The organism is Acinetobacter sp. Q85-2 (genome assembly GCF_013420555.1).
Classification (GTDB): Bacteria; Pseudomonadota; Gammaproteobacteria; order Pseudomonadales; family Moraxellaceae; genus Acinetobacter; species Acinetobacter indicus.
Genome location: NZ_VOXW01000003.1, coordinates 33,074 through 59,310 on the forward strand (window position 1 = coordinate 33,074; position 26,237 = coordinate 59,310).

23 protein-coding genes are annotated in these 26,237 nt (G+C 45.1%); 13 read left to right on the forward strand and 10 right to left on the reverse strand.

Going from position 1 to position 26,237, the window contains the following annotated elements; all coding sequences use genetic code 11:
- Nucleotides 1-33 precede the first annotated feature (33 nt).
- Together FTT68_RS02275 and metK are read right to left on the reverse strand one after the other, a co-directional pair.
- Nucleotides 34-351 carry a monooxygenase gene (locus tag FTT68_RS02275; RefSeq protein ID WP_104489002.1) on the reverse strand — a complete coding sequence of 106 codons (318 nt, stop codon included), beginning with the start codon at nucleotides 349-351 and terminating at the stop codon, nucleotides 34-36.
- Nucleotides 352-490: 139 nt separating this feature from the next.
- Nucleotides 491-1,657: a methionine adenosyltransferase gene (gene metK, locus FTT68_RS02280; protein ID WP_180175157.1), complete on the reverse strand. Its 1,167-nt coding sequence runs from the start codon at nucleotides 1,655-1,657 to the stop codon at nucleotides 491-493.
- 642 nt (nucleotides 1,658-2,299) lie between these two features.
- On the opposite strand from metK, the gene tkt reads away from it, so the two are divergent.
- From tkt to FTT68_RS02295, 3 genes are all read left to right on the forward strand, one after another.
- Nucleotides 2,300-4,288, forward strand: a complete 1,989-nt coding sequence (gene tkt / locus FTT68_RS02285; protein ID WP_005177422.1) for a transketolase — start codon at nucleotides 2,300-2,302, stop codon at nucleotides 4,286-4,288.
- 86 nt (nucleotides 4,289-4,374) lie between these two features.
- On the forward strand, nucleotides 4,375-4,824 hold the full coding sequence (locus FTT68_RS02290) for an N-acetyltransferase (protein ID WP_180175158.1): 450 nt from the start codon (nucleotides 4,375-4,377) through the stop codon (nucleotides 4,822-4,824).
- 112 nt (nucleotides 4,825-4,936) lie between these two features.
- The gene (locus tag FTT68_RS02295) at nucleotides 4,937-5,521 is read left to right on the forward strand and encodes a YceI family protein (protein ID WP_005177424.1); all 585 of its coding nucleotides are present in this window, start codon (nucleotides 4,937-4,939) and stop codon (nucleotides 5,519-5,521) included.
- 86 nt (nucleotides 5,522-5,607) lie between these two features.
- Here the strand turns inward: FTT68_RS02295 and FTT68_RS02300 are convergent, their stop codons facing one another.
- Nucleotides 5,608-6,318, reverse strand: a complete 711-nt coding sequence (locus FTT68_RS02300) for a glutamine amidotransferase (RefSeq protein ID WP_168384142.1) — start codon at nucleotides 6,316-6,318, stop codon at nucleotides 5,608-5,610.
- 237 nt (nucleotides 6,319-6,555) lie between these two features.
- A complete protein-coding gene (locus FTT68_RS02305; protein WP_005177426.1) occupies nucleotides 6,556-8,067 on the reverse strand; it encodes an aldehyde dehydrogenase family protein in 1,512 nt (503 codons plus the stop codon).
- 244 nt (nucleotides 8,068-8,311) lie between these two features.
- On the opposite strand from FTT68_RS02305, the gene FTT68_RS02310 reads away from it, so the two are divergent.
- The gene (locus FTT68_RS02310) at nucleotides 8,312-9,493 is read left to right on the forward strand and encodes a transcriptional regulator (RefSeq protein WP_180175159.1); all 1,182 of its coding nucleotides are present in this window, start codon (nucleotides 8,312-8,314) and stop codon (nucleotides 9,491-9,493) included.
- Between the two features lie 57 nt (nucleotides 9,494-9,550).
- Here the strand turns inward: FTT68_RS02310 and FTT68_RS02315 are convergent, their stop codons facing one another.
- Both FTT68_RS02315 and FTT68_RS02320 read right to left on the reverse strand, forming a co-directional pair.
- Entirely contained in the window at nucleotides 9,551-10,546 is a 996-nt protein-coding gene (locus FTT68_RS02315; RefSeq protein ID WP_127801733.1) for an alpha/beta hydrolase, read from the reverse strand.
- A 247-nt stretch (nucleotides 10,547-10,793) separates the two neighbouring features.
- Complete coding sequence (locus FTT68_RS02320; RefSeq protein ID WP_180175160.1) at nucleotides 10,794-11,966, reverse strand: iron-containing alcohol dehydrogenase; 1,173 nt, start codon at nucleotides 11,964-11,966, stop codon at nucleotides 10,794-10,796.
- Between the two features lie 453 nt (nucleotides 11,967-12,419).
- On the opposite strand from FTT68_RS02320, the gene FTT68_RS02325 reads away from it, so the two are divergent.
- From FTT68_RS02325 to FTT68_RS02340, 4 genes are all read left to right on the forward strand, one after another.
- Nucleotides 12,420-14,438: a hypothetical protein gene (locus tag FTT68_RS02325; RefSeq protein WP_180175161.1), complete on the forward strand. Its 2,019-nt coding sequence runs from the start codon at nucleotides 12,420-12,422 to the stop codon at nucleotides 14,436-14,438.
- An 87-nt stretch (nucleotides 14,439-14,525) separates the two neighbouring features.
- Nucleotides 14,526-16,241, forward strand: coding sequence for an AAA family ATPase (locus tag FTT68_RS02330; RefSeq protein ID WP_005177435.1), 1,716 nt, complete (start codon nucleotides 14,526-14,528; stop codon nucleotides 16,239-16,241).
- A 253-nt stretch (nucleotides 16,242-16,494) separates the two neighbouring features.
- Complete coding sequence (locus tag FTT68_RS02335) at nucleotides 16,495-17,415, forward strand: LysR family transcriptional regulator (RefSeq protein ID WP_005177438.1); 921 nt, start codon at nucleotides 16,495-16,497, stop codon at nucleotides 17,413-17,415.
- A gap of 173 nt (nucleotides 17,416-17,588) precedes the next feature.
- Nucleotides 17,589-18,770 carry a CynX/NimT family MFS transporter gene (locus tag FTT68_RS02340; RefSeq protein WP_228289508.1) on the forward strand — a complete coding sequence of 394 codons (1,182 nt, stop codon included), beginning with the start codon at nucleotides 17,589-17,591 and terminating at the stop codon, nucleotides 18,768-18,770.
- A 43-nt stretch (nucleotides 18,771-18,813) separates the two neighbouring features.
- On the opposite strand, the gene FTT68_RS02345 is transcribed toward FTT68_RS02340, so the two are convergent.
- The gene (locus FTT68_RS02345; RefSeq protein ID WP_034597660.1) at nucleotides 18,814-19,266 is read right to left on the reverse strand and encodes a DUF441 domain-containing protein; all 453 of its coding nucleotides are present in this window, start codon (nucleotides 19,264-19,266) and stop codon (nucleotides 18,814-18,816) included.
- 151 nt (nucleotides 19,267-19,417) lie between these two features.
- On the opposite strand from FTT68_RS02345, the gene FTT68_RS02350 reads away from it, so the two are divergent.
- Nucleotides 19,418-20,128 (forward strand): pseudouridine synthase, encoded by a 711-nt coding sequence (locus FTT68_RS02350; RefSeq protein ID WP_005177444.1) that lies wholly within the window; start codon nucleotides 19,418-19,420, stop codon nucleotides 20,126-20,128.
- A 21-nt stretch (nucleotides 20,129-20,149) separates the two neighbouring features.
- On the opposite strand, the gene FTT68_RS02355 is transcribed toward FTT68_RS02350, so the two are convergent.
- The 3 genes from FTT68_RS02355 to FTT68_RS02365 form a co-directional block, all read right to left on the reverse strand.
- Complete coding sequence (locus tag FTT68_RS02355; RefSeq protein WP_005177446.1) at nucleotides 20,150-20,593, reverse strand: GNAT family N-acetyltransferase; 444 nt, start codon at nucleotides 20,591-20,593, stop codon at nucleotides 20,150-20,152.
- Nucleotides 20,594-20,685: 92 nt separating this feature from the next.
- The gene (locus FTT68_RS02360) at nucleotides 20,686-21,021 is read right to left on the reverse strand and encodes a type II toxin-antitoxin system RelB/DinJ family antitoxin (protein ID WP_005177448.1); all 336 of its coding nucleotides are present in this window, start codon (nucleotides 21,019-21,021) and stop codon (nucleotides 20,686-20,688) included.
- Between the two features lie 112 nt (nucleotides 21,022-21,133).
- Complete coding sequence (locus FTT68_RS02365) at nucleotides 21,134-22,036, reverse strand: RluA family pseudouridine synthase (protein WP_016658238.1); 903 nt, start codon at nucleotides 22,034-22,036, stop codon at nucleotides 21,134-21,136.
- 128 nt (nucleotides 22,037-22,164) lie between these two features.
- Here FTT68_RS02365 and tsaE point away from each other — a divergent pair, with 128 nt between their 5' ends.
- From tsaE to hfq, 4 genes are all read left to right on the forward strand, one after another.
- The gene (gene tsaE / locus FTT68_RS02370) at nucleotides 22,165-22,644 is read left to right on the forward strand and encodes a tRNA (adenosine(37)-N6)-threonylcarbamoyltransferase complex ATPase subunit type 1 TsaE (RefSeq protein ID WP_075166770.1); all 480 of its coding nucleotides are present in this window, start codon (nucleotides 22,165-22,167) and stop codon (nucleotides 22,642-22,644) included.
- Entirely contained in the window at nucleotides 22,634-24,616 is a 1,983-nt protein-coding gene (mutL, locus tag FTT68_RS02375; protein ID WP_180175163.1) for a DNA mismatch repair endonuclease MutL, read from the forward strand. Before tsaE ends, mutL begins: the two co-directional genes overlap by 11 nt.
- A 6-nt stretch (nucleotides 24,617-24,622) precedes the next feature.
- Nucleotides 24,623-25,567 (forward strand): tRNA (adenosine(37)-N6)-dimethylallyltransferase MiaA, encoded by a 945-nt coding sequence (gene miaA, locus FTT68_RS02380; RefSeq protein ID WP_180175164.1) that lies wholly within the window; start codon nucleotides 24,623-24,625, stop codon nucleotides 25,565-25,567.
- A 92-nt stretch (nucleotides 25,568-25,659) separates the two neighbouring features.
- Nucleotides 25,660-26,181 carry an RNA chaperone Hfq gene (gene hfq, locus FTT68_RS02385; RefSeq protein ID WP_168407102.1) on the forward strand — a complete coding sequence of 174 codons (522 nt, stop codon included), beginning with the start codon at nucleotides 25,660-25,662 and terminating at the stop codon, nucleotides 26,179-26,181.
- The last annotated feature ends 56 nt before the right edge of the window (nucleotides 26,182-26,237 follow it).

Here is a 26,237-nt window from a genome sequence, read left to right on the forward strand (position 1 = left end):
CCTTGAATCTGATGAGCTTAACTCAACTTTCGTTTAGCGGGATGACGCCAGAAAAGCGGCCTGATTCAGCACCGACAGTTCAGTATTAATGTCAAAAATTTTCCCGTGAATCTTGTCGATGCCAAAACTTTGCAGACGCGCCGTGTGCATCTGTAAATATTGTTCTGCATGATGCTTTGTATCAAACAGGTAAATCCCGCCAGCTTGCTGGGTATCGCTATTTTCGGTCCAGATTTTCCAGATGAGACCTGGTTCCTGGTTAATACTGGCTGCCAGCTCGCGATAGGCCGTGGCCATTTCTGCGCCAAAAGGGCCATTTGAAGGGAAATCAACCTGAAGAATTACCGCCATCATGTTCATCCTGTTTTAAATGTTCCATCTTATTGTAAACAGTTTATGTTTTTATAAAATGATATTTCTGCCCAGAATTGCGATAAAGCAGACAATAAAAGACCCATCACTCGGACGGGTCTCTTAATATCTTCAGAGCTTAAAGGCCAGCAGCGGCTTTTAAGATATCGACTTTGTCGGTTTTTTCCCAGGTAAAGGCAGTGTCTGAACCTTCGCGGCCAAAGTGACCGTAGGCAGCAGTCTTTTTGTACATTGGTTGTAACAGGTCCAGCATACGGGTAATGCCGTATGGACGCAGGTCAAAGTGTTCACGGACCAGCTGAACAATCAGTTCATCAGCCACTTTACCGGTGTTAAAGGTATTAATTGAAATTGAAGTTGGCTCAGCCACACCAATTGCATAAGACACCTGAATTTCACATTTGTCTGCCAGGCCAGCAGCGACAATATTTTTCGCCACATAACGACCCGCATAAGCAGCAGAGCGGTCTACTTTCGATGGGTCTTTACCAGAGAAGGCACCACCACCATGACGCGCCATACCACCGTAGGTATCTACAATAATTTTACGGCCAGTCAGACCACAGTCACCCACTGGGCCACCAATCACAAACATTCCGGTCGGGTTGATGTGGAATTTGGTGTCAGCATGGAACATGTCAGCAGGAATGATCTTTTTCACGATTTCTTCAATCACAGCTTCTTTCAGCTGTGCTTGACTAATTTCAGGATCATGCTGGGTTGACAGCACCACCGCATCTAAACGTACTGGTTTGCCATTTTCATAGGCAAAAGTCACCTGGCTTTTCGCATCTGGACGTAACCAAGGCAGGGCGCCGCTACGACGCAGTTCCGCCTGTTTTTCCATTAAGCGATGCGCATAAGAAATTGGCGCAGGCATCAGCACATCCGTTTCACGGCTGGCATAACCAAACATTAAGCCCTGGTCGCCGGCACCCTGATCTTCAGGTTTTTGACGGTCTACACCTTGAGCAATTTCTGGTGATTGTTTACCAATCATGTTAATCACGGCACAGGTTGAACCATCAAAGCCGAGGTCAGAATGATGATAGCCAATACCATTTACGGTTTGACGTACAATCGCTTCAAAGTCCACATTGGCTGTGGTTGTGATTTCACCCGCAAGTACGACCGCACCGGTTTTTACAAGCGTTTCACAAGCAACCCGCGCATATGGGTCTTCTTTTAAGATTGCATCCAAAATGGCATCACTGATTTGGTCAGCCATTTTATCTGGATGGCCTTCGCTTACAGATTCCGAGGTAAATACAGCGTACTCGCGCATAAGTCCTATCACAGTTATTTCAAAAGACGCAATATGTTACATCGAGTTAGACTTTAGGACTAGCTCAATACGACCAAATTGGCTGAATTTATTTCAATTCAATGACTTTTTATCTGATATAGGCATTTAAAAAACTGATATAAAATCCAAAACGGTATAGATTCATCATCCGAATAAACTTGAGTTTTAATTCAATAAATCACTATTTTAAAAGCGGCTGTATTTTTATAATTTATATTAAAAATCAATTAATTATCTTATTTTAAACGTGTGAGGTGCATTCTACCTGTCATCTTTTGGTCGTCATCATGCTCTAAAATGAAGTCTGTTGCTGTTGAGCAGGATTGTGCAGTTTTGAATTAAATTGAATGAATTTCACAATGAGCGCTTTTTTGTATAAAAAACCATCCAAATAGGCCAGTTGTGTAATATGAAAATCTGGATAAGCCACCCGGTTATTCGCCAGAACTTCAATTTTCTCATGCCTCTAGCCAGGAATTGTACGAAAATGCGCAGGCAAACGAATAAATACCGAAAAATTACCGCTGAGGCTTTACCCCATACGCTTTTTTTAAGACAATAGACGTGTTTTGAATTCCTATTCATCTTCCTTTATTAAACGATTTATTTGGACTCTGACCTATGACGACCCCGCTTAATGAACGTCGTATTGCAAACGCAATTCGTGTATTGGCTATGGATGCCGTGCAAAAAGCAAATTCCGGACATCCAGGTGCGCCGATGGGGATGGCAGACATCGCTGACGTGGTGTGGCGTGAATTTTTAAATCATAACCCGACGAACCCGCAATGGGCTAACCGCGACCGTTTTGTTTTATCCAATGGTCATGGCTCTATGCTGCATTATGCACTGTTACATTTAACCGGTTATGATCTTTCAATTGAAGATTTAAAAGCATTCCGTCAACTACACTCTAAAACACCAGGTCACCCGGAATACGGCTATGCACCAGGGGTTGAAACCACCACTGGTCCACTTGGTCAGGGTATTGCCAATGCGGTTGGTTTTGCTCTGGCTGAAAAGACACTGGCAGCGCAGTTCAATAAAGATGATATGCAAGTGGTTGACCATTACACCTACTGTTTCCTGGGTGATGGCTGCCTGATGGAAGGTATTTCTCACGAAGTATGTTCACTGGCCGGTACTTTAGGTCTGGGTAAACTGGTGGTTTACTATGATGACAACGGTATTTCAATTGATGGTGAAGTTGAAGGCTGGTTCTCTGATGACACTGAACAGCGCTTCCTGTCTTATGGCTGGCAAGTGCTGAAAGTTGATGGTCATGATGCAGATGCTATTCGCGAAGCAACTGTGGCTGCCAAAGCTGAAACCGCTAAACCAACCATTATTATCTGTAAAACCATTATCGGTTTAGGTTCACCAAACAAACAGGGTAAAGAAGATTGCCACGGTGCACCGCTGGGTAATGATGAAATCGTGTTAACCCGCGAAGCGCTGGGCTGGACCGATGAAGCGTTTGTAATTCCTGAAGATGTGTATGCTGCTTGGGATGCCAAAACCAAAGGTGCTGAAACTGAAGCTGCCTGGAATGCTACTTTTGCTGCCTATGCAGCAAAATATCCTGCAGAAGCGGCTGAATTAAAACGCCGTTTAAGCGGTGAATTACCAGCAGAATTCCTGGCACAGGCCGATGCCTATATTGCTGAAGTGAACGCGAAAGCAGAAACCATTGCGACCCGTAAAGCCAGCCAGAATACGCTACAGGCTTTTGGTCCATTATTACCTGAATTATTGGGTGGTTCTGCGGACCTGGCTGGTTCAAACCTGACGCTTTGGAAAGGTTGCCAGGGCGTACAAGACAATGCCGCAGGTAACTATGTGCACTACGGCGTACGTGAATTTGGTATGACCGCGATTGCCAACGGTGTGGCGCTGCACGGCGGTTTCATTCCTTATGTAGCAACATTCTTAATGTTCATGGAATATGCGCGTAATGCCGTGCGTATGTCTGCGTTAATGAAGCAACGCGTAATTCATGTTTATACCCATGATTCGATCGGTCTGGGTGAAGATGGTCCTACGCACCAGCCAATTGAGCAGATTGCATCGTTACGTGGTACGCCAAACCTGAACACATGGCGTCCATGTGATACGGTTGAAGCAGCGATTTCCTGGAAATCTGCTTTAAGCCGTGCGGAAGGTCCATCTGCGTTAATCTTCTCTCGTCAAAACCTGCCATTCCAAGCGCGTACTCAAGCACAAATTGAAAACGCGGCCAAAGGTGGTTATGTGCTGGCTGAAGAAAAAGGTGAATTGAAAGCAATCATCATTGCGACTGGTTCTGAAGTGGCCTTGGCGATGGAAGCACATGCACAGCTTGAAGGTGTGCGTGTTGTATCTATGCCATGTGCTGAAGAATTCATGCAGCAAGATGCGGCGTATCGTGAAGCAGTTCTGCCATCTAATATCCGTGCCCGTGTTGCGGTTGAAGCAGCGCATGTCGATTACTGGTGGAAATTTGTGGGTCTGGACGGCCGCGTGATTGGTATGACCACTTACGGCGAATCTGCACCAGCCAAAGATTTGTTCCAGCACTTTGGTATTACTACTGAAGCAGTGGTTGCTGCAGTGAAAGAACTGACGGCTTAATCGCTCAGACATTTCAAAAAGACGCTCCGAATGGGGCGTTTTTTTATGCTAGTTTTAAAGGCTGAACAATATAAAAGAAGACCCACATGACAGCAATCAGTATTGTGCCTTTGGCACAGACCAGCCAGCCGCAATGGCAAGCACTTTGGGCCGGTTATCAGGCCTTTTATCAAACCCGGTTATCAGATGAACTGAGTGCCCATACCTGGCAGCGTCTGACATCAGCCGAGTCTGCGCATATGTATGGTTTTGCAGCCCTGCTTGAACAGCAGATGGTCGGCTTTGTACATGTGATTGAACATGACAGCTGCTGGACATTCAAGCCTTATGCCTATTTGCAGGATTTATTTACCCACCCCGATTATCGCGGGCAGGGTGTGGCCAGATTACTGATTGAACAGGTCTATATGGAAGCCAAAAAACGCCAGTGCGATAGGGTTTACTGGCTGACACAAGAAGCCAATCAAACTGCACAAATATTGTATGATAAAGTGGCACACAAGACCGGATTTATTCAATATAAACAAAGTCTGTAACGGCATCCATGCGTTAATCGTTTCATTGCTGCAACAGAACGTTTTATCTGTAGCAATGAACTCTAACAAGAAATCTATACACTAATAAGCATTCAAAAAGCGAGATAAAAGCATGAACTTTAAAGCACTTGTACTTGGTTTGGCGGTCACTTCAGTAGCAACAGCTGCGTTGGCAAAACCAGTGGCGTATCAAATTGACCCGACCCATACGGCAACTGTATTTAGCTGGGATCACTTCGGTTTCTCTACGCCATCAGGTAACTTCTCTAACATTCAAGGTACCATTAATGTTGATGAGAAACAGCCAGAAAAATCATCTGTCAACGTGACTATTCCATTAAACAGCCTGAACACCAACGTCAAAGCGCTGGATGAGCACTTAATGGCAGCAGACTGGTTTGATGCAGCAAAATATCCAACTATTACTTTCAAAAGTACCAAAGTTGAAACTCAGGACAAAAAGAACTTTAAAATCACAGGTGATTTAACCGTGAAAGGTGTAACGAAACCTGTAGTTCTGGATGCGGTACTGAACAAACAAGGTCCACATCCAATGACCAAAGCGGCAACTGTTGGTTTTAATGCCACCACGTCATTTGACCGTTCAGCATTTGGTATCGCCGGTTTTGTACCCAATGTAGGTGATAAAATTACTGTAAACATCACCACTGAAGCTTCTGTTGCTGCGAAAAAATAATTGCAAAAACAGCTAAAAAAAGCACCCGCTTCAGGGTGCTTTTTTTATGATGATGATAAATGTAAGGACAATTTAAAGCTTTCCGGTCAGCTTTGAGATTTTAAGCCGGCTAGAAACTGACCCAGAACCGTCGCGCTAACCTGTTGCAGTTGCGGCGCGTATTGCTGATGAGCGGCGCGTAAGGTGGGAATATCAATCTGGGCCTGACGTAATTCACAGGTATGGCCAATCAGCCATTTTTCTAAACTGTCTGCTGCAACTTCAGCATGAAACTGTAGTGCCAGAATATGTGGTCCGACCCGGAATGCCTGATTCGGATACAGGTCGGAGCTGGCCAGTAATTCAGCCTGTGCTGGTAAATCAAAAGTATCGCCGTGCCAATGTAAAACCGGTGTGTTGGCTAATGCCGCCAGTGGATGATGGGCGGCATTAGCCAGACTGAGCGTACTCCAGCCAATTTCTTTGGCATGGCCGGCATAGACTTTGGCACCCAAGGCATGAGCAATGAGCTGTGCACCCAAACAAATACCAATAGTGGGTAATTTCTTTTCTAGACGTACTTTTAGTAAGTCTATTTCTTTTTGTAAGAAAGGATAGTCTGTGGTTTCATAAACGCCAATTGGGCCACCCAAAATAATCACCAATCCTTCATGCGCAAACGCCTTTTCTAGATTTTCCACACCGGCTTCAAAATACCGTACCCGTAAACCTTGTTCATACAGGACATCTTCCCACGCGCCGAGGTCTTCAAACGCAAGATGTTGAATGGCATAGACAGTGTCGGGTAAATCGAACATGGCAGATACTTCAGGCTGAAAGGGAGATTTAATGTAACGTGAAATACACTCGAACTAAAGCGTAGCGTATGAATAAAGGATAGACTTTTAACTTGATCTTCCGGTTTATACAACGCTGAAAGAGCGTGCTGCGAAAGTCATAGTATTCCATGTTGCAATAAAAACGCCCGATGCAAATACATCGGGCGCAGCTTGAAACGGTAACTTCAACGCTGTTGGAATCCTAAAGATGAGTCTTTAGAAGAAGCCAGCAGGTTTAGTTGAGTAGCTCACCAACAAGTTTTTGGTTTGTTGATAATGTTCTAACATCATCTTGTGGTTTTCACGGCCAATACCTGATTTTTTATAACCACCGAAAGCGGCATGTGCAGGGTAGATGTGGTAACAGTTCGTCCAAACGCGACCTGCCTGAATTGCACGGCCTGCACGGTAAGAGGTATGCGCAGAACGTGACCAAACCCCAGCACCTAAACCGTAAATGGTATCGTTGGCAATTTTAATAGCTTCATCGAAGTCTTTAAATGTAGTGACAGAAAGCACAGGGCCGAAAATTTCTTCTTGGAAAATTTTCATATCATTGGTGCCTTTGAAAATGGTCGGTTCAATATAGAAACCGCTACCCACTTCCTGACGTTCACCACCACCTGTTAAAACTTGTGCACCTTCTGCACGGCCTGTGGCGATACAACCTAAGATTTTATCTTGTTGTTCTTGTGAAGCCTGCGCACCAATCATAGTTTCAGTATCAAGCGGGTGACCTGTTTTAATGCGTTTAACGCGTTCAATGGCTTTTTCAAGGAAACGGTCAGCAATACTTTCCTGTACGAGTGCACGTGATGGACAAGTACAAATTTCACCCTGATTCAGCGCAAACATAGCAAAACCTTCAAGGGCTTTATCTAAGTAGTCGTCATCTTGCGCCATAATATCTTCAAAGAAAATATTTGGAGATTTACCACCAAGTTCCAAGGTCACTGGAATAATATTTTCAGTGGCATATTGCATGATCAACTGGCCAACTTGTGTTGAACCTGTGAATGCTATTTTGGCAATACGTGGATTGGTTGCCAATGGACGACCAACTTCTACGCCATACCCATTGACTACGTTTAATACGCCTGCAGGCAATAAATCTTGAATGAGTTCAACCAAAACTAAAATACTGGCAGGCGTTTGTTCTGCAGGTTTAAGCACAATACAGTTACCCGCAGCCAATGCAGGTGCAAGTTTCCATGTCGCCATTAAAATAGGGAAGTTCCATGGAATAATTTGTCCAACCACGCCCAAAGGCTCGTGGAAGTGGTAGGCAATGGTATCTTCATCAATTTCAGAAATTCCACCTTCCTGCGCACGGATACAGCCTGCGAAGTAGCGGAAATGGTCAATCGCTAAGGGAATATCGGCTGCTAATGTTTCACGTACAGGTTTACCATTATCCCATGTTTCTGCCACTGCCAATAATTCTAGATTTTGTTCTAAACGATCTGCAATTTTTAACAAAATGTTAGAACGTGTTGTAGGAGATGAGCTGTTCCATTGTGCTTTGGCTTTATGGGCTGCGTCTAAAGCCAGTTCAATGTCTTCTGCCGATGAGCGTGGGACTTTGGTAAATACTTTGCCATCTACAGGAGAGATATTTTCAAAGTATTCGCCTTTGACTGGTGCTACCCACTCGCCACCAATAAAGTTTTCGTATTGTGCTTTAAATTGAACTTTTGAACCGGGTTGATTGGGATCTACGTAACGCATAATTCACTTCCTTTGATGGTTTTTTATAATCTGCCGTCTCTTTACCGTTTAGAATAATCCTATGTCTAAAATCAGTTTAAATTTACGGCTAAGGTATAAGGTACTTTGGTACGCTATTTGTTTAGCATACCAATATAAGGTTGGAAAAAGGTTGGAAAGTTGCAGGTTTACAAGCAACAAACAAATCCTTACAAAAACAAGCAGTACATTGGATGTAATGCCCACAGGATTGTGAGAATCAGTCATGATGAAAAAACAAGGCCTATTGGAAAAAAGACAGCATATTGAACGGTTTAGACAAAGCAGTAGTTTATCGCCGCTACATGCGCAGCAAATTCAGCAGAGTATTTTAAATTCTTGGCAACGCTCTCAAATTGCGGAAATTCCTGTTGATCGGCTGGCAGCCCCGTTAAATTCTCGTTTATCGCATCCGCAAGGCGGTTCGGCTTTACAACGTGCTGTGCAAAACTGTGCAGAGGATTTAAGACATATCGCGCAGCAGTCCGACATGGTGGCAGCCGTGGGCGATGTGGGCACTACGATTATTTGGACTGCTGCGAGCGCGCAAATGCGTAATGTGGCGGAACAGGTGCATTTTGTAGAAGGTGGGCAGTGGCGTGAAGAGTTGGTGGGTACGAATGCTTTGGCTTTGTCACTCAAAACTCAGCAAGCCAGCTGTGTGTTTTCCAGTGAACACTATATGTCGTCTTTGCATGATTGGGTGTGTTATGCCGCACCAATTGTCGATCCACATTCCAAACAGGTTTTGGGTGTGATTGATTTATCGACTACTTGGAAAAACCATAACAGTTTGGGTTTGTTGGCAGCAGAACGCTGTGCTTCTTTGATTCAAAATGCACTACTTGAACAGCAAAAACAGCAGCTTTATATTCGCGCGTTTCGCGTGCCACAGGTGTTATTTAATGGCAAAGTGGTGGTGATGACACCGCGTCAAATTGAAATATTGGTGATTTTGGCACTTTGCCCACAAGGCATGAGTTTAGATACTTTACACCAAGCCCTATATGGTGAGCGTAAAGTTAGTATGGGGACGCTAAAAGCTGAAATGTCACAATTACGTGATATTCTAGGCGGGATGCTTGGTTCGCGTCCTTACCGAGTTTTAGCGCATATAGAAGCCGATTTTTTACAAGCCGAGCAGGCTTTAGATGCAGGTTATGTGCAGTCAGCCTTGCAAACGTGTGCAGGGGTATTTTTGGCGAAAACTGAAAGTCCATTTTTATGTGCATGGCGAGATTGCTTAGAATCTCGCCTGAGTGAAGCCATTTTTAATGCACAAGATACCGATGCATTGCTAAAACATTTGGCACATAGTCCCGAAGCAATTGACGCGGTAGAGCGCTTAATTGAACTGATGCCGAAGCACCATCCTGCACATCAGATTTTATTAAAATACAAAGGCTAAATGATGAGTTAAGTCATTTAGCCGTTAATTCACTTCCTTTAGTTCTAGTTTTTAGTTTTATAGCCCCTTGCGGTTTAACCAGTCAAACAAGGACTGATACACTTCCGCACGGACTTCGGGCGCAGAAAGTACCAAATCATGCACGCCATTTTCAATTTGGCAAAGCTGAATATCGCCATGCATGTGATGCCCATATTTTTGCATATCTGCAACATTTAAAATTACGTCAGTGCGTTGCGCAATCTCATTCCATTGGCGTGGATAACTACTTTGACTCGCATGCATAATTAAGGTGGGTACACCCAAATGCACACTGGCATGAATTTCTTTTTGCGCTTCATGAATTGCACGTACAAAACTTAATCGCACTTTAGGATAGCGCGGTTTTTTCCATTCCAAATTAAATAACCATTCACCATGATATTGCTTGTGTAGACTTGGTACATAAAATGGATTAAGGCGGCTTGGAAATTTCATTTCTGGCAGTAATTTGCCTAATTGGCTTAAACGAGGAATGCCGACTTTTTTCTCAATTTCGCTCATATTGAAATCATAAAAAGGGCTGTTACACCATAAACCACGAATCAGTGGATGATTGGGATGATGTGCTACATATAACGTGGTGATTAATCCACCTGTTGAATGTCCCGCCAAAATCACCGAGTCATGTTCTTCTGTGGCAATTTGCTCAAGTGCAGCGGAAATTTCTGCATCATATTCAGACAAGCTGCGCACATTGTACCAATGTTGATGTGACAAATGCGAACGCCCGTATTTACGCAAATCCAACGCATAAAAGTCATAACCGCGCTGATTAAACTGGTCTGCCATTTCTGTTTGAAAAAAATAGTCAATAAAACCATGAATATAAAGTACGGCTTTACGGGTTTTCTGTTCGGCTTTTTTGCGTACCAAGGTAGCAATCACTTTGCCTTCATAATCCGAAGGAAAATCCAGCGTCATTTGTTGGTAATCGGCACCCAAAATATCGGGTTGATAGCTTGGTGTTGTTTTTTGTTTTTTACCTAACAGCATAAGGTGTTCGTCATCCATTTTATTTTGACTATATCCTTGATGCGCTGTGCGCATTTGTCAAATTGAATTATGCAAACCCTCTGCATCTACATCGCTTTAGTTTTATGCTGCGAGTTCATTTTGTTCTGAACAGCAAAAAAAAGCAGAACGCATCTGAGATGGTTCTGCCAAAGGGAAGGATAAAAATAAAACAGCAAAAGAGGAAAATTGAAAAAAAGATGGGAGATGCTGAGCAAATCGTGATTCACTCAGCAGGAGATTCAAATTACATCGCGGCTTTAAAAATTTCGACCACTTGTGCATGATTGGCTTTACGTGGGTTGGTGAGCATGCAGGCATCTTTTTGTGCATTTTCAGCCATAATAGCCAAGTCATTTTCTTTCACGCCTAACTCTGCTAAACCTGTTGGAATACCAATCGAGCTAGATAGTTCACGAATTGCATCAATCGCGGCATAGGCGGCTTCTGTGGTGGTTAATCCGTCAGTATTGACTCCCATCAATTCTGCAATATCTGCATAACGCTCAGGGCAGGCAATCAGGTTAAATTCGCAAACATGCGGCAATAAAATTGCATTACAGACGCCGTGCGGCAAGTTGTAGAAACCACCGAGTTGATGCGCCATGGCATGCACATAGCCCAATGAGGCATTGTTAAATGCCATACCTGCCAAATATTGCGCATAGCTCATGGCATCACGCGCTTCAATATTTTCACCATTTGCCACGGCAGGGCTGAGCCACTGACTAATCATACGGATAGCTTTTTCAGCACAGGCATCGGTAATAGGATTGGCTGCGGTTGAAACGTAGGCTTCTACAGCATGGGTTAAGGCATCCATGCCTGTTGCTGCGGTTAAACCTGCAGGTTTGGCAATCATGAGTTTTGGATCATCAATGGCGATGAGTGGTGTACAGCGCCAATCGACAATTGCCATTTTAACGTGCGTGTCTGTATTGGTAATAATACAGAAACGGGTCATTTCCGAAGCTGTACCTGCAGTGGTGTTAATGGCAATAAGTGGGGTCATTGGCACGGTACTTTTATCAATGCCTTCATAATCACGAATATGCCCACCACCTGCGGTCACTAAGCCAATGCCTTTGGCACAGTCGTGGGAAGAACCACCACCTAAGGACACAATGAAGTCGCAGTGATTGGAATTGTAGGCATCGACACCGTTATGCACGTTAATATCGGTCGGATTTGGCTCTGCACCAGCAAATATATGGCTGGCAACGCCTGCTTCGGTGAGGTAGCCTGCAATGGTATCGGCAACGCCAAATTTAAACAGTCCTTCATCAGTCACAATTAGGGCTTTTTTAGCGCCTAAATTTTGTGCTCTTACGCCAATTTCTTTGGCACAACCAGGGCCGAAGAGTGACACACAAGGAATATAAAAACCGTTGGTTTGATCTGCAATATTTTTAAAAGCCATGCTCAGATTCCTTCTTGCATTGGATATTGGAATAATGTGTTGTTATCGCGGTGTTGAACCGTAATTTGAGTATCCAATGCTTTGTTGTGAAATCCTACCTACCAAATACCAACCCTATTTGCTGATCAAAGAGTGTAAAACAATTAATTGAAAATTATGGGTTTTTAATTTGTTTTATTATCTGAAGTAGTGCGCAGTCTATAGGCAAGAGCACAAATCTTGTTTATAGTATTTTTTGTATCTCTAATTTTAAGGTGTAGATACCGTTCACATAAATTTCAGGTGTAATTCAATTAATAAGTGGCTTAAGCTCGATTGAAGAATTGTCCACTTTTTGCAGATGGAAATAAAAAACAAAAAATAAGGATGTATCACGTGATGGGTCTAGTCGGTGCAATCAAATAAAAATAAGATGACACTTAGATAGACCGCACTTAAGCATGAGGAGCGTATATGCAGCCAATTTGCCAGCATAGCCAGTTGCATGCCGTTGCACAGCAATTGGTTCGTATTTCCAGTGTGGCCGCAGAAATCTATCAAGATCAAATGGATTTGGTTGGACATTTTACAGCACAAAATTTGTTTCGGATCGATCCTTTGCAGCATCGGGTCGAATTGCTGAATGGTCTGTTTAGTCTTGAATTTTATCCGCCAAAATCGCATACAAATTTAATAGAAACTCACTTTGAATTTGCGGGGAAACAGCAAGAAGCATTTGAAGATTTTTTCTTACATGATCTGCATTTTTTGACTGGGGATTTAAAACCGCAGCATTCTTTATTTTTGCGTAATCAGGCGCAGCAATTGCGACAATTGATTCTGCAGCAAGTTTACCTGTGGGCAGATGGTGCAGCACGTGTTCAACAGTTGCTGCTGCATTTAGATGGTGTACAGGCTCAGATTTTAGATCAAGCCTTGATTCAGTCTGATTATGCCCAGCATGCTGTTTTTACAGGTGCTGTACAGCATGGTGCGGTCATTCCAGATGAAACATTAACGGCCTTATCTGCATTGTGTGCTTTAGAATTTATTGAGGGTGATACCTTTTTGCCTGTACAAGCCTTGATGCACAGTTATGATGAATTCTGTTTTAGCCTGTCGCGTTTTGTGCCAGCCGGCATTTACCGGATTTTAGAACTGAGATTCCCAGAGCGGGTCAGTCTGCATGAAATTGAAGATTCACATGACGATTTACAGCTACTCTATCGACATGCGATAGAGCAGAGTCATTTATTAGGCTTTGTCCGGATTATGAACCGCGCGGTCTGGGCCGAAGATAATATTCTGGCCAAACGGCATTTTCTGGAAAAAAATACCCGCATCTGGCAGACCAAAGTTGCGCGCTTGCCACTGTTTGATTATCCACGTGCAGTCAACTGGCTGTTTCGGCAATCGAAACTGGTGCTGGACTGGCTCAGTGACAATATTCATCATTCCAGTGTCCGTGTGGCGGTGGTGGCGCTAAGTTTTGTTGATTGCAGCCAGATTCATCCACGCATTATTCTGGCCACCTTGCAGTATTTCCAGTATGCCTCGGCGCGGCTGTTTATTCAGAGCTGTGATCATTTTGCGCTGCAACATCAATGGTTTGAACATCAGCATAATTCCCGGGTGGTGCAAAAAGGTCAGCGCCAGTCACTGGAAGACCCGCGCATTAGCATCAGTCCGTCTATCTTATATTTAGATGAATGGATGAATTTGCTGGCGATTGTTGCGGCGCAGGATGAACTGCAGGTGAAACAGGTCTATGCACGCTTAAGCCGGGTGATGCAGGCCTATATGCTGCATCTGCATAAGGTCACGGCGGAACTGCCGGCTGAATTAATACAGTTTATTCATCCGGAGAGTCAGCAATCGCGTGACTTTATGTACTGTTTACGCCGTCATCAGTTGACGCTGGAGCAATTCCGGCAGCTGTTTTATTTAAAGGCCGGGCCGGTGCGTGAATCGGTGTTTGATGCTTATGTGCGCGATTATCTGGTCGATTATTTTAATGAAAAAAATTACACCCCGAAAAATGTCAGCTGGAGCAGTATTTTTCAGCGTGCGGTGCGCTGGCATCAGGAAGTACATAAAGCCGAAATTCTGGCTAAGCTGAAAAAACAGTTAAACGTCAGCCACTGGCCGCCCGTATCGCTTCAAGGCAGAACCCAGTATCTGGGCTGGTGCTTTGAGGAACTGAACAGTCTGGACCGGATTATTCAGGAGTCGCGCAGTTTTCATCATTGTCTGGCGGTGAGTTATAGCCAGAAAATTATTGAAGGCGAATATGTGGCTTTTCATATGTCATCGCCGTGTTATCGCCAGTCCTTAACGCTGGGTTGTCATCTGCTCGATGGACAGCTGCGCTTTGATCAGCTGGAATATCCGAACAATCATAAAGCCGAACAGTTGCTGGTCAATATTGCGGAACAGTTTATTCAATGGCTGAACAGCCGCTTAAAACAGGACCCATCTGCCGGAACTTTATGACAAGTGATGTCGCCAGATGTGGTTTTTGCCTTAACTTTTTGCTGAAAAATGGGTAGGCTATAGCCGTTCATCTACGGTATAGGTCTTATGAAACAGGAAACTGCACTCAAACTCTTAAAAGCGGGCGAAAATGTATTTTTAACAGGCTCGGCCGGTGCAGGGAAAACCTATACGCTCAATCAGTACATCAACTATTTAAAAGCACGTAAAGTGCCGGTGGCGATTACGGCCTCGACCGGAATTGCCGCCACACATATGAATGGTATGACCATTCACACCTGGGCCGGCATTGGTATTAAAGATGTCTTGTCTGATGCCGACCTGAAAAATATGAAAGAGCGCAAATACCTGAAAGAACATCTGGAAAATGCGCAGGTCTTGATTATTGACGAAATTTCGATGCTGCATGCCAAGCAGTTGAATCTGGTCAATCAGGTGCTGAAATATTTTAAGGAAAGCGATGAAGCCTTTGGTGGTATTCAGGTGATTGTCGCTGGTGATTTCTTCCAGTTGCCGCCAGTGGGCAGAAATGATGAACGTAATCGCGATAAATTCTGCTTTATGTCGGAGGCCTGGGTCGAGGCCAAATTCCGGGTCTGCTATTTGACCGAGCAGCATCGTCAGGGCAATGACTTTTTAAATGATATTCTCAATGCGATTCGTCGTCAGAATATTGGCCCGCAGCATCTGCAGGCGCTGCAAAATACCCGCCAGCAGGATATTGGCGACACCTTTACCCGTTTGTATACCCACAATATGGATGTCGATACCATTAACTTTAAGCATTTAAATGAAATTGATGCTGAAAGTCGCCAGTTCGATGCCAGCTGTGATGGGAATGACAAACTGATAGAAACCTTAAAATCTTCGGTACGTGCGCCTGAAACCTTGACCCTGAAAAAACATGCCAAAGTGATGTTTGTTAAAAACAACTTTGATATGGGTTATATCAACGGCAGTCTGGGCGAGGTGATTGGCTTTGAAGAAGATGATGAATATGGCTGCCTGCCGAAAGTCAAATTAACCGATGGCACGGTGCTGCTGGTCGAACCGGAAACCTGGTCGATTGACAATGAAGCCGGAAAAACCATTGCCAGTTTCCAGCAAATTCCGTTGCGTCTGGCCTGGGCAATTACCATTCATAAATCACAAGGCATGACTTTAGAAGCGGCAGAAATTAACCTGAGCCATACCTTTGAAAAAGGTCAGGGCTATGTGGCACTGTCACGTTTAAAAACTCTAGATGGCCTGCGTTTATTGGGCTTTAACGAGCAGGCACTGGAGCTGGACAGTCTGGCAATTAAAGCCGATCGCCGTTTTCAGGAACTGTCAGATGAAGCAGAACAGAATTTCGCCGAGATTGACCTGACCGCACAGCATAAAGCCTTTATCCGGCATTGTGGCGGCACCTTGAATGAGGTTGAAATTGAACGCAATGAACGGAAAATCGCACGCAGTGGCGGTAAGCAGAATTATGCCTCGGCAACGCTAGATGAAACCCGGGCCTTGTTTGAAGAAGGTTATGAGATTGAAGATATTGCCCATGAACGTGGCCTGACTCCAGCGACGATTATTAACCATCTGGCGCGTTTGCATAAGGAACAGGGACTAGATATTTCGGTGGCGCATCCGGGTGAGGAAGTGGTGGAGCAAATCCGCAAAATTTATAAACGCCTGCAAAAACGTCAGCAAAGTGATCATTTTAATGATGATGGCACGATCAAGCTGCGTCCGATTGTCGAGCTGACCAGCCCGCGCATGGGCTATGATCAGGTGCGTCTGGCCTTGTTATATGTAGAATAAACTTTGCATCCTCCCATCATCAAAGAGCATCTTAAAGATGCTCTTTTTTATGCTTATTCGGTATTTAGGCGTATTTCAAATTCAACTTCATCTTGCTTAAAAACAGCGCCATCTCTTAAAAGCTGCCTTATTTAGAATAATGAAACCAACTCATGGAATTTATGCTAAGATGAATTTAATTCATATTTTTATTTTTAGGGCGACATTGCATTCAGCGCAGTGCATCTCCTGATTCTGAGATACTTCATTTCCCATGCTTGAAATTCGTCATTTAAAAACCTTATTGGCCTTACGCGAACATGGTTCACTGGTGGCCGCGGCCAATGATTTATGCCTGACCCCATCTGCCATTTCCCATCAGTTGAAAGAGCTGGATCACTGGTATGGGGTGGAAGTGGTCAATCGTCGCTCGCGTCCGGTGACGTTTTCCAATGTGGGGCAGCGTTTGCTGAAACTGGCAGATGATATTTTGCCGCAGATCCAGATTGCCCAAACCGATATTACCCGGATTGTGCATGGGCAAACCGGCCGGATTATTTTTTCTTCGGAATGTCATAGCTGTTTTGACTGGCTGATGCCGCTGTTAAATCAGTACCGCCAGCAATATCCCGATGTTGATTTGGACTTTGCTTCCGGTTTTGAAGCCAATCCGCATGAATTATTACAACATGCCGAATTTGATCTGCTGATTACTGCTGACCCGATTGCCTTAAAAGGCATCGAGTATTTCCCGATTTTTGAATATGAGTCGCGTCTGGTGCTGTCCAATACCCATCCATTGGTACGTGCTGCGGACATTTCGGTGCAGGACCTGGCCGAAGAAACTTTAATTACCTATCCGGTGGATAAACACCGCCTGGATATTATGGCCAAGCTGTTTATTCCGGCCAATATCTATCCGAAAGCCATTCGCACCACAGATTTAACCCAGATGTTAATCCAGCTGGTGGCCAGCGGTCGGGGTGTGGCGGCCTTACCGGACTGGGTGGTAAATGAATATGAACAAAAAGGTTGGGTCACTTCACGCCGTCTGCATTGTGTTTCGGCAGAAGGACTACGCCGCACGCTGTATGCTGGTTATCGCAGTGAAGAAAAAGAAAAAAGCTATTTTGAAGGCTTCCTGAAACAGCTGGAAAAATTTTCGCAAAAGCGTAGTCATTACTATGCACAATAACATCCGCACAAATAGCGTAATTTTTGAGTAAATAATGGTGAGGATTCAGGTCGTTGAATCATCTGCCAGCTACGCCATTTATTCAGGAAAAACATAAGATGAGATGTTTTTTTAATAAATGGCAGTTACTGAACTTGATAAGCTCAAGTCACAAGATTGAAGTGAGTAAGGGTATGTCCAAAGTACAATGGTTCAGCAGGGATATTTGGATTATTTGTGCAGGTTTTGTCGCGGCGATGCATGTCGGTAAATTACCGCCAGCGGTGCCGGTATTACAGCAGGAACTGGGGATCGGGCTGGTACAAGCTGGTTTGTTGCTGTCGCTGGTGCAAGGGGCTGGTATGCTGTTTGCACTGACCTTGGGCAGTTATGTCGAAAAAATTGGACTGAAACGCTGTGTCTTGCTTGGACTGGGCTTACTAAGCGCAGCCAGTTTGCTCGGTGGGTTTAGCCAAAGCGTCAGCAGTTTGCTGCTGCTGCGGGTAGTGGAAGGATTTGGCTTTTTACTGGTGACCTTAAGTGGTCCGGCCTATATTCGCCAGCTGGTGCCGGCAGAAGAAATTTCCGCCAAAATGGGCTTGTGGAGTGCCTATATGGGCGGCGGCATGGGGATTTCCTTATTACTGACGCCGTGGCTAATCACCATGATGGGCTGGCAAGGGGTATGGCTGACGCTAACACTACTGACCTTAAGCCTGTTTGCGCTGGTCGCCACCCGAGTGCCGAAACCGCAACAATCAACCCAGAAAATTGAAGTGTTTCAGCTGATCAAAACCACGCTCAAACATCCACCAGCGTGGATGCTGGCATTGATGTTCGGCACCTATGCCGGACAATGGTTTAGTCTGGTCGGTTTCTTACCGACGATTTATCAGCAAAACGAGATTTCCTTGACGCTGGCAGGCGCATTAACTGCCTCGGTGGCGATTGCCAATGCAGTCGGGACCTTTGCCTGCGGCATCATGTTGCAGCGCGGTTTGCTGCCTAAAACTTTAGTCCAAACCGGTTTTATCATCTTGATGCTGTGTGCCTTAAGTTTCTATATCTTTCAGGCCCAGTTACCATTTTTACTGCAGTTTGCCTGCGTGTTTAGCTTTTCGTTATTTGGTGGTCTGGTCGCCGCGGTGGTCTTTGCTCAAGCCTTGCGTTTTGCGGCTAGTCCGGTGGCCATTAGTGCGACCATTGGCATGATTTTACAGTGCTCAGCGACATCGCAGTTTCTGTTGCCACCAGCAATTGCTGCGATTGTTTCTGCCACCGGAGACTGGTTCTGGGTCGGTATTGTGATGGCTGCGTTCTCGGCAATGGGCTGGCTATTATGCCAAAAGCTGTTTCAGGCCGATGTACGTGCCTAATCGTGTATCCGTATCTCTTTAAAGCCGTGTCTGTATGAAGCGGCTATTTAGAACCAATCAATAACGATAAAATGCCGGCGGCAATTAATGGTCCGACCGGCACACCGCGTAGCAAGGCCACACCGGCAACCGTACCAATCAGCAGGCCAGCGACAATATTCGGTTGATGGCTCATCAGCTGTACCCCACGTGCACCGAGCCAGGCCACAAACAGGCCTATGCCAATCGCGAGTATGGATTTCCAGTGCATAAATGATTTCAGGATTTCATCACCGGGGATTTTACCGCTGGCAATGGGCGTTAGTACGCCAATGGTCAAAATGATAATGCCAATATTTAAACCATGCTGTTGCAAGAGTGGAAAATATACTTCCAGTGGTGTGATGCGAAACACGATTAACACCGCGGCGGCAATGGTGACGGCAGTATTGTGACTAAAAATACCGCAGGCCAATAAAATAAGCAGAACAATCAGGTTTAAATCGAGGTGTGACATACAGGCTGAACACGGTGGCATGGGAGAAAAAGAGGCCATTATTGTAGCCTTTTTCAGCGGGGCCTGCTGATAGATTCCAACTCCAGCGCGGTTTCAGTATAAAATACGCCATCTTCCATATTGATACAGCTTTCACTCCACAGGTAATTCGATGACTTTAGAAAAAATGTTGCAATCGCAAGGCTTTGGTTCACGCAAACACTGCCAGCAGCTGATTCAAAATGGTGCGATTGCCATTGAGGGTGAAGTCATCACCCAACCCAAACAGAAACTGCAGTTGCAGGGTTTAAAATTTTCGGTCTATGGGCAGGACTATACCTATCGGGAGAAGGTCTATATCGCGTTAAACAAACCGCAAGGTTATGAGTGTTCACATCAGGCCACCCATCATTTTAGTGTGTTTGATCTGTTTGACGATATTTTGCTGAACCGTGGCCTGCAATGTGTGGGACGTTTAGATCAGGACACCACCGGTTTGTTATTGCTAACTGATGATGGCCAGTTTTTACAGGCGCTGACCCATCCGAAAAAGCATGTGGCCAAAGTCTATCGCATGTACACCGCAGATCCGGTCACAGATGCGCAAATCCAGCAACTGGCAGATGGAGTCGAACTGCGCAATGAAAGCGGCATTTTTGCTGCCACCGATATTTGCCGTCTGGCCGAGCACGAGCTGGAAATGACCATTCATCAGGGTGTCTATCATCAGGTAAAGCGGATGCTGGCAGCAGTTGGCAATAAGGTGGAAAAGCTGCATCGTCAGCAAATTGGCGCTTTAAACCTGCCAGAACTCGAGTTGGGGCAGTGGATCTATTTAGATGACGCCCAGGTACAGCAGGCGCGTACCCGGATGCAGGATTAAACCGGCTTTTAATAGATTGGGCTATTTTAAGAAACAGTGGTAGGTCTGAAACTCATTGTCTTTAATAAAGCCCATCTGTTCATACAGTTGATGCGATTGATAGTTGTTGTTCTGGGTTTGCAGACTAATCCGTAGTGCATTGTTATGACGGGCAAAATGAATTGCGGTATCAATCAGCTGTTTGGCCGAGCCTTGACGACGATAGACCGGCGTCACATAGACATCATCCAGAATATAATAGGTGGTACAGGCCACCGAAGAAAAGCCTAAATACAGCAGGATAAAACCGGTAATCACCTCATCTTTCACATGAATAAAAATCACGCTTTCATGATTTTCAAAACGCTGTTGTAAAAACTGGTGTGAAAGCTTCAGGTTAGAAGATGCACCATAAAATTGACGATATTCATCAAATAATACGGCCAGCTGCTCGAGATCTGCTACGGTTGCGCGTCTGACAATCATCCATGACTCCCTGCATATCTTATTGTTGTCTATGCAGCATAACCAAGTTTTTAGCAGATTAAATTAAAATATTGTTTATAAATACAACACTGTTAACTTTTGTCAGTTTCACCCAAGAGGGCATTTAATTCGGCAAACAGGTCCAGATCTTCATCGTCCAGTGGGGAAGTGTCGGTGCTGACGGGCGCAGGTGTTGGTGTGGCCTGAGTATTTTGCTGTTCTTGCTTGAGCTTTCTTAACTTGATCAGCTGCTCCAGATTAATATTCTGGTTTTCGATAGAAAAAGGAATAGATTTGGTCAGAACGACCTGTTTAAAGAACAGACGAACCGCTTGTGCCGGTGTAATCCCCAACTGTTTAAACACGGCAAAAGCCTGTTTCTTTTCCTGAGAATCCAGGCGAATTTGATAAACTTCAGTTTTTCTCATGATTTTAATTAATTTAAGTGCACTTAACTGTGTAGACACATTTTAATCTAACCATTTGTAATTTCAATATTCATACACAGGAAAAATTGAAATAAATGTAATGACAATTAGATTACAGTGTCAGGTCAAATTGGGAGCTAAACGCCATTGCTGCTTTGCTGATTGGGTCCTGAAAGCAAATATCTTTGGCCAGAAGCTGTAAAGGCGCAGAAAAATCATCTTCCGTTTTATGCTGCACCTGCGGATAAAATGGATCGTTTAAAATAGCAATTCCAAGCTGATTTAAATGCACCCGCAATTGATGCTGCTTACCGGTGACAGGTTTAAGCAAATACTTTGCCAAATGACCGTTATGCGCTAACAGCTCAATATCGGTTTCGCTGTTGGGTACTCCATCCACTACCTGCATGGTATAAAACGGCTGACCTTTTTCCATGCGGTAACGGGTGGTGCAAGGAAAACTTAAATCGGCACGAAAAGGTGCAATCGCATGATAGGTCTTGCGGACCTGACGTTCGGCAAACATTTGCTGATAAAGACCACGACTGGCCGGCTGTTTGGAAAATAGCACCACGCCGGCAGTTTCCCGGTCTAAACGGTGAATCGGGGTCAGCTGTTCATTGCCAGTTTGCTGTTTCAAACGCACCAGTAAGGTTTGCTGCACATATTGTCCGGTTGGGCTCATGGTCAGAAAATGCGGTTTATCTACCACCAGCAAATCTTCATTTTCAAATAAAATCTGGTGTTGAAACGGTACTGTTACTTCATGGGCTAAAAAACGATAGTAAAAACAGTGTGTATGTGCCTGAAAGGGACTGTCTGTGTTTAGACGCTGACCATGTGCATCATAGACCAGACCATCCTGAAAGCGCGACAGCCATTCAGCTGCAGAAATATGCGGAAACTGCTGGCACAGGTAGGCATACACTGTACTTGCCGATGATGGCTGCAAGTAAACTTTGCTGGCGCTAACACCATTAATCATCGGGGGAATAAAATCGGCAGTGGAGCTCATGAACGGGTGCACATCTCAAATTAGGCAACAAATGCTGTGAAAAAATACAGATTCTGACGCAGTCGAATAGGCTTTTAAACGGCTGCGATGCTATCATAATTGCTGTTTTGAATCATGTCGCGAGTATTATGCAGTATTCATTTTGTCTGAACCTGAACAATGAACAAGAGACCCAAAATCTGGCTCAGGTTTTGGCGGCGCATTTCCCGCGCGGGGTGATTTATCTGATTGGGGATTTGGGCGCAGGGAAAACCACGCTGACCCGTTATCTGTTACAAAGCTTAGGTCATCAGGGATCGGTAAAAAGTCCCACCTATACCCTGGTGGAGCCGTATCAGGTCAATGGTCAGGATATTTTCCACTTTGACCTGTATCGCCTGAATGACCCGTATGAACTGGAGCTGATGGGCATCCGCGATTATCTGGATACAGCAAACGCCTTATTTTTATTTGAATGGCCATCAAAAGGTGGGGATGAAATTCCAGCACCGGACCTGATTATTAATATTCTAAAGTCTGAAGATGAACTGAGCCGCACCGCAACTCTCAACTCGTCTTCTGCCGCTTTGCAACACGCTCTGGAGCAGAATTTTACCCATGTCGGCTGATTTAAGTACACGTCGTATCCGCGCGCTTGATCCGGCACTGGCCAACCAGATTGCCGCCGGTGAAGTTATTGAGCGTCCGGCTTCTGTGGTCAAAGAATTATTAGAAAATGCGATTGACGCCGGTGCGACCGAACTGATTATCCGGGTGGAACAGGGCGGCAGTACCCTGATTGAAATTATTGACAATGGGCGTGGCATTCACCCTGAAGATCTGCCCTTGGCAGTGATGCGTCATGCCACCAGTAAAATTCAAACTGCCGATGACTTGCATGCCATTGTCAGCCTCGGTTTTCGCGGTGAAGCACTGGCATCCATTGCCGCAGTATCGCGTTTAAGCCTGATCAGCAGCCAGACAGATGAAGGGGTGGGCTATCAGGTTGAAGTGAATGGCACGGCTTTTGATCATCAGGAGATTGTGCCGGTGGCTGCGTCGAAAGGAACCCATATTCGGGTGCAGGATCTGTTTTTTAATGTGCCGGCACGCCGTAAATTTTTAAAAAAGCCGGGTACCGAATTTGGCCATATTGAAGAAATTGTGCGCCGTCTGGCACTGACGCATTTTGATATCCGTTTTGTGCTGGAACATAATAACAGCATCAAGCTGAACCTGCCGGTTGCTGACAGCGGCGAGCTGCGTTTTCAGCGTGTACAGCAATTGCTGGGACGACAGTTTACCGAAAATGCTTACTGGATTGATGCCGATAGTATCAGCATGCGTCTGTCGGGCTGGTTGGGCCATCCTTCCGATGCGCGGGCACAGGCCGATTTACAATATGTCTATGTAAATGGCCGGATTGTTAAAGACAAGACCATCTCACATGCGCTGCGCATGGCCTATGATGGTATTTTGCATGGTCATCAGCATGCGGCGTATTTGCTGTTTCTGGAAGTTGAACCTGAAAATATTGATGTCAATGTGCATCCAACCAAGCATGAAATCCGCTTTTTAAACCAGCGTGAAGTGCATGAGTTTGTGCGTCATTATGGCAAAGAAACCCTAGCACAGTTCCAAACCGCCAGTGCCGACTTGGCCACGGCCATGAAAACTGAAACCCCGGAGCCTGTGTTTGCGGCGCTGCCACGTTATCAGGAACAGTTCCAGCTGCATAAAGCAGCCGAAGCCATCGTGCCAGTATCTAATCAGGCGGCACCAGAATTACTGACAGATTTTAGCGATGCCCGCCCGCAAAGTGTGGATTATGCACTACCACAAGGCCAGAAAATGGCCAGTGGCCAGAATACCGGTTATAGCAATGCCTATACCGGTTCACAGCAGCTGAACAATGCGCTGAAAAGCTATCTGGCACCGTTACGTGAGCTGGATGAATCTGCATTATCCAGCCCACAGTCGGCCGCAGGTGAGACGCAGCCAGCTCCGGTAGATGAACATCCGCTTGGGATTGCCATCGCCCAGTTACATGGAATTTACATTCTGGCGCAAAATACCGAAGGCTTGATTATTGTCGATATGCACGCGGCACATGAGCGGATTTTATTACAGCAAATGAAATCGGCTTGGGATAAGCCCGAGTTTTGGACCTCGCAGCAGCTGCTGATTCCTAAAGTGATTAGCATTAGCCGGATGCAGGCGATGCGCATTGAAGAGCTGAAACCGCAGCTGGCGCGTTTAGGGCTGGATCTGGATCAATATGGTGATGAGCAGATGATTGTGCGTGGCGTGCCGGCGATTTTGCATAAGGCCAATTTTGATGCGCTGATTCCTGAACTACTGAATGATCTGGACCCGGCCGATGAAGCACAAGCACTGCTACAAAAACGTGACCAGATTCTGGCCGGCATGGCCTGTCATGGTGCCGTGCGTGCACATCGTATGCTGAGCCTGTCTGAAATGAACGCCTTGCTGCGCCAGATGGAACAAACCGAATTTGCCAGCCAATGTAATCATGGCCGTCCAACCTGGCGTGCCTTTCCATTGGCTCAATTAGATAAACTTTTTGCTCGAGGAGAGTAGTGGTACATGTCAAATCAATTGCCGGTCATCAATTTAATGGGACCTACTGCAAGCGGTAAAACTGCTTTGGCATGTGAACTCTATGAACTGGGGCATTTTGAGCTGATTTCAGTCGATTCCGCTTTGGTGTATCAGGATATGGACATTGGCACCGCCAAACCAAGCAAAGCCGAGCAGGCGCGTTATCCGCATCATCTGATTGATATTATTACCCCTTTAGAGGTGTATTCTGCTGCGCAGTTTGTAGAAGATGCCTGTGCTTTAATTGATGATATGCATGCGCGTGGCAAAACCCCGATTCTGGTGGGCGGAACTATGCTGTATTTCAAGGCCTTGCTGGAAGGGTTGTCCAGTAATTTGCCAAGTGCAGATTATGCGGTGCGCGCTGAAATTGAAGATAAGGCTGCACGTGAAGGCTGGGAAGCGGTGTATGCCGAATTGTGCACGGTAGATGCTTTAGCCGGACAGAAATTTAAAGTCAGCGATAAGCAACGGATTATCCGGGCCTTGGAAGTGTTCAAGTTAACCGGTCAACCTATTACCAAACTACAAGCAGAACAGCCCAAAAATGTACCATATCGTTACACTTTTCATAATCACGCCTTGCTACCAGATCGGGTAGAATTACATCAACGTATAGAAAAACGATTAGAAATAATGTGGTCAATGGGTTTTTTGAATGAAGTGGAAGGACTTATTGAAAAATACGATTTAGATGAGAATTTACCCTCTATGCGCTCTGTTGGATACCGACAAGCTTTAGAATTTCTAAAGAAAAGTGATAAAAGTCTCAATAAAAAGCAGGAAATGGAGGATAAGGCCCTATTTGCAACACGACAACTTGCAAAACGTCAATATACTTGGCTCAGATCGTTGCAGGAATCGCATAAAATTCAAACATATTTTACGATAAAGCAGGCTCAAGAAGACTTGCGAAACTGTTACGGATAAAGCAAAATTTATGAACTGTCTTTTTTATAAATTTTAATTGAAAAATAAAGATAGTTTTTGCGCTGATTTTTAATTATTTTTGGAGTTATAACATGTCTAAAGGTCAAACTTTACAAGATCCGTTCTTGAATTCTCTCCGTAAAGAACGTATTCCAGTTTCTATTTTCCTTGTAAACGGTATTAAATTACAGGGTCATATCGAATCTTTTGACCAGTATGTGGTGCTATTAAAAAATACAGTAAGCCAAATGGTTTACAAACACGCGATTTCTACAGTTGTACCTGCACGTAATCCACGTCCTGCTGGTGCACCTGCTGGTGCTCAAGGTGCTGGTGGCTTCGGTGGTCAAGGTGGTGGCTTCGGCGGCGGACAAGGTGGTGGCTTTGGTGGTCAAGGCGGCTTCGGTGGTCAAGGCGGCGGCTTCGGTGGTCAAGGTGGCTTCGGTGGTCAAGGCGGCTTCGGTGGTCAAGGCGGCGGCTTCGGTGGTCAAGGCGGCGGCTTCGGCGGTCAAGGTGGCTTCGGTGGTCAAGGCGCTGGCTTCGGTGGTCAAGCTTCTGGTTTTGACAACGACTCTAAATTTGAAGATTCTCAAGAAGATGACAACAACCGTTAATCAATATTAATGGCTTAAGTCCTCTTATAAAAAACCGCTGAATTCAGCGGTTTTTT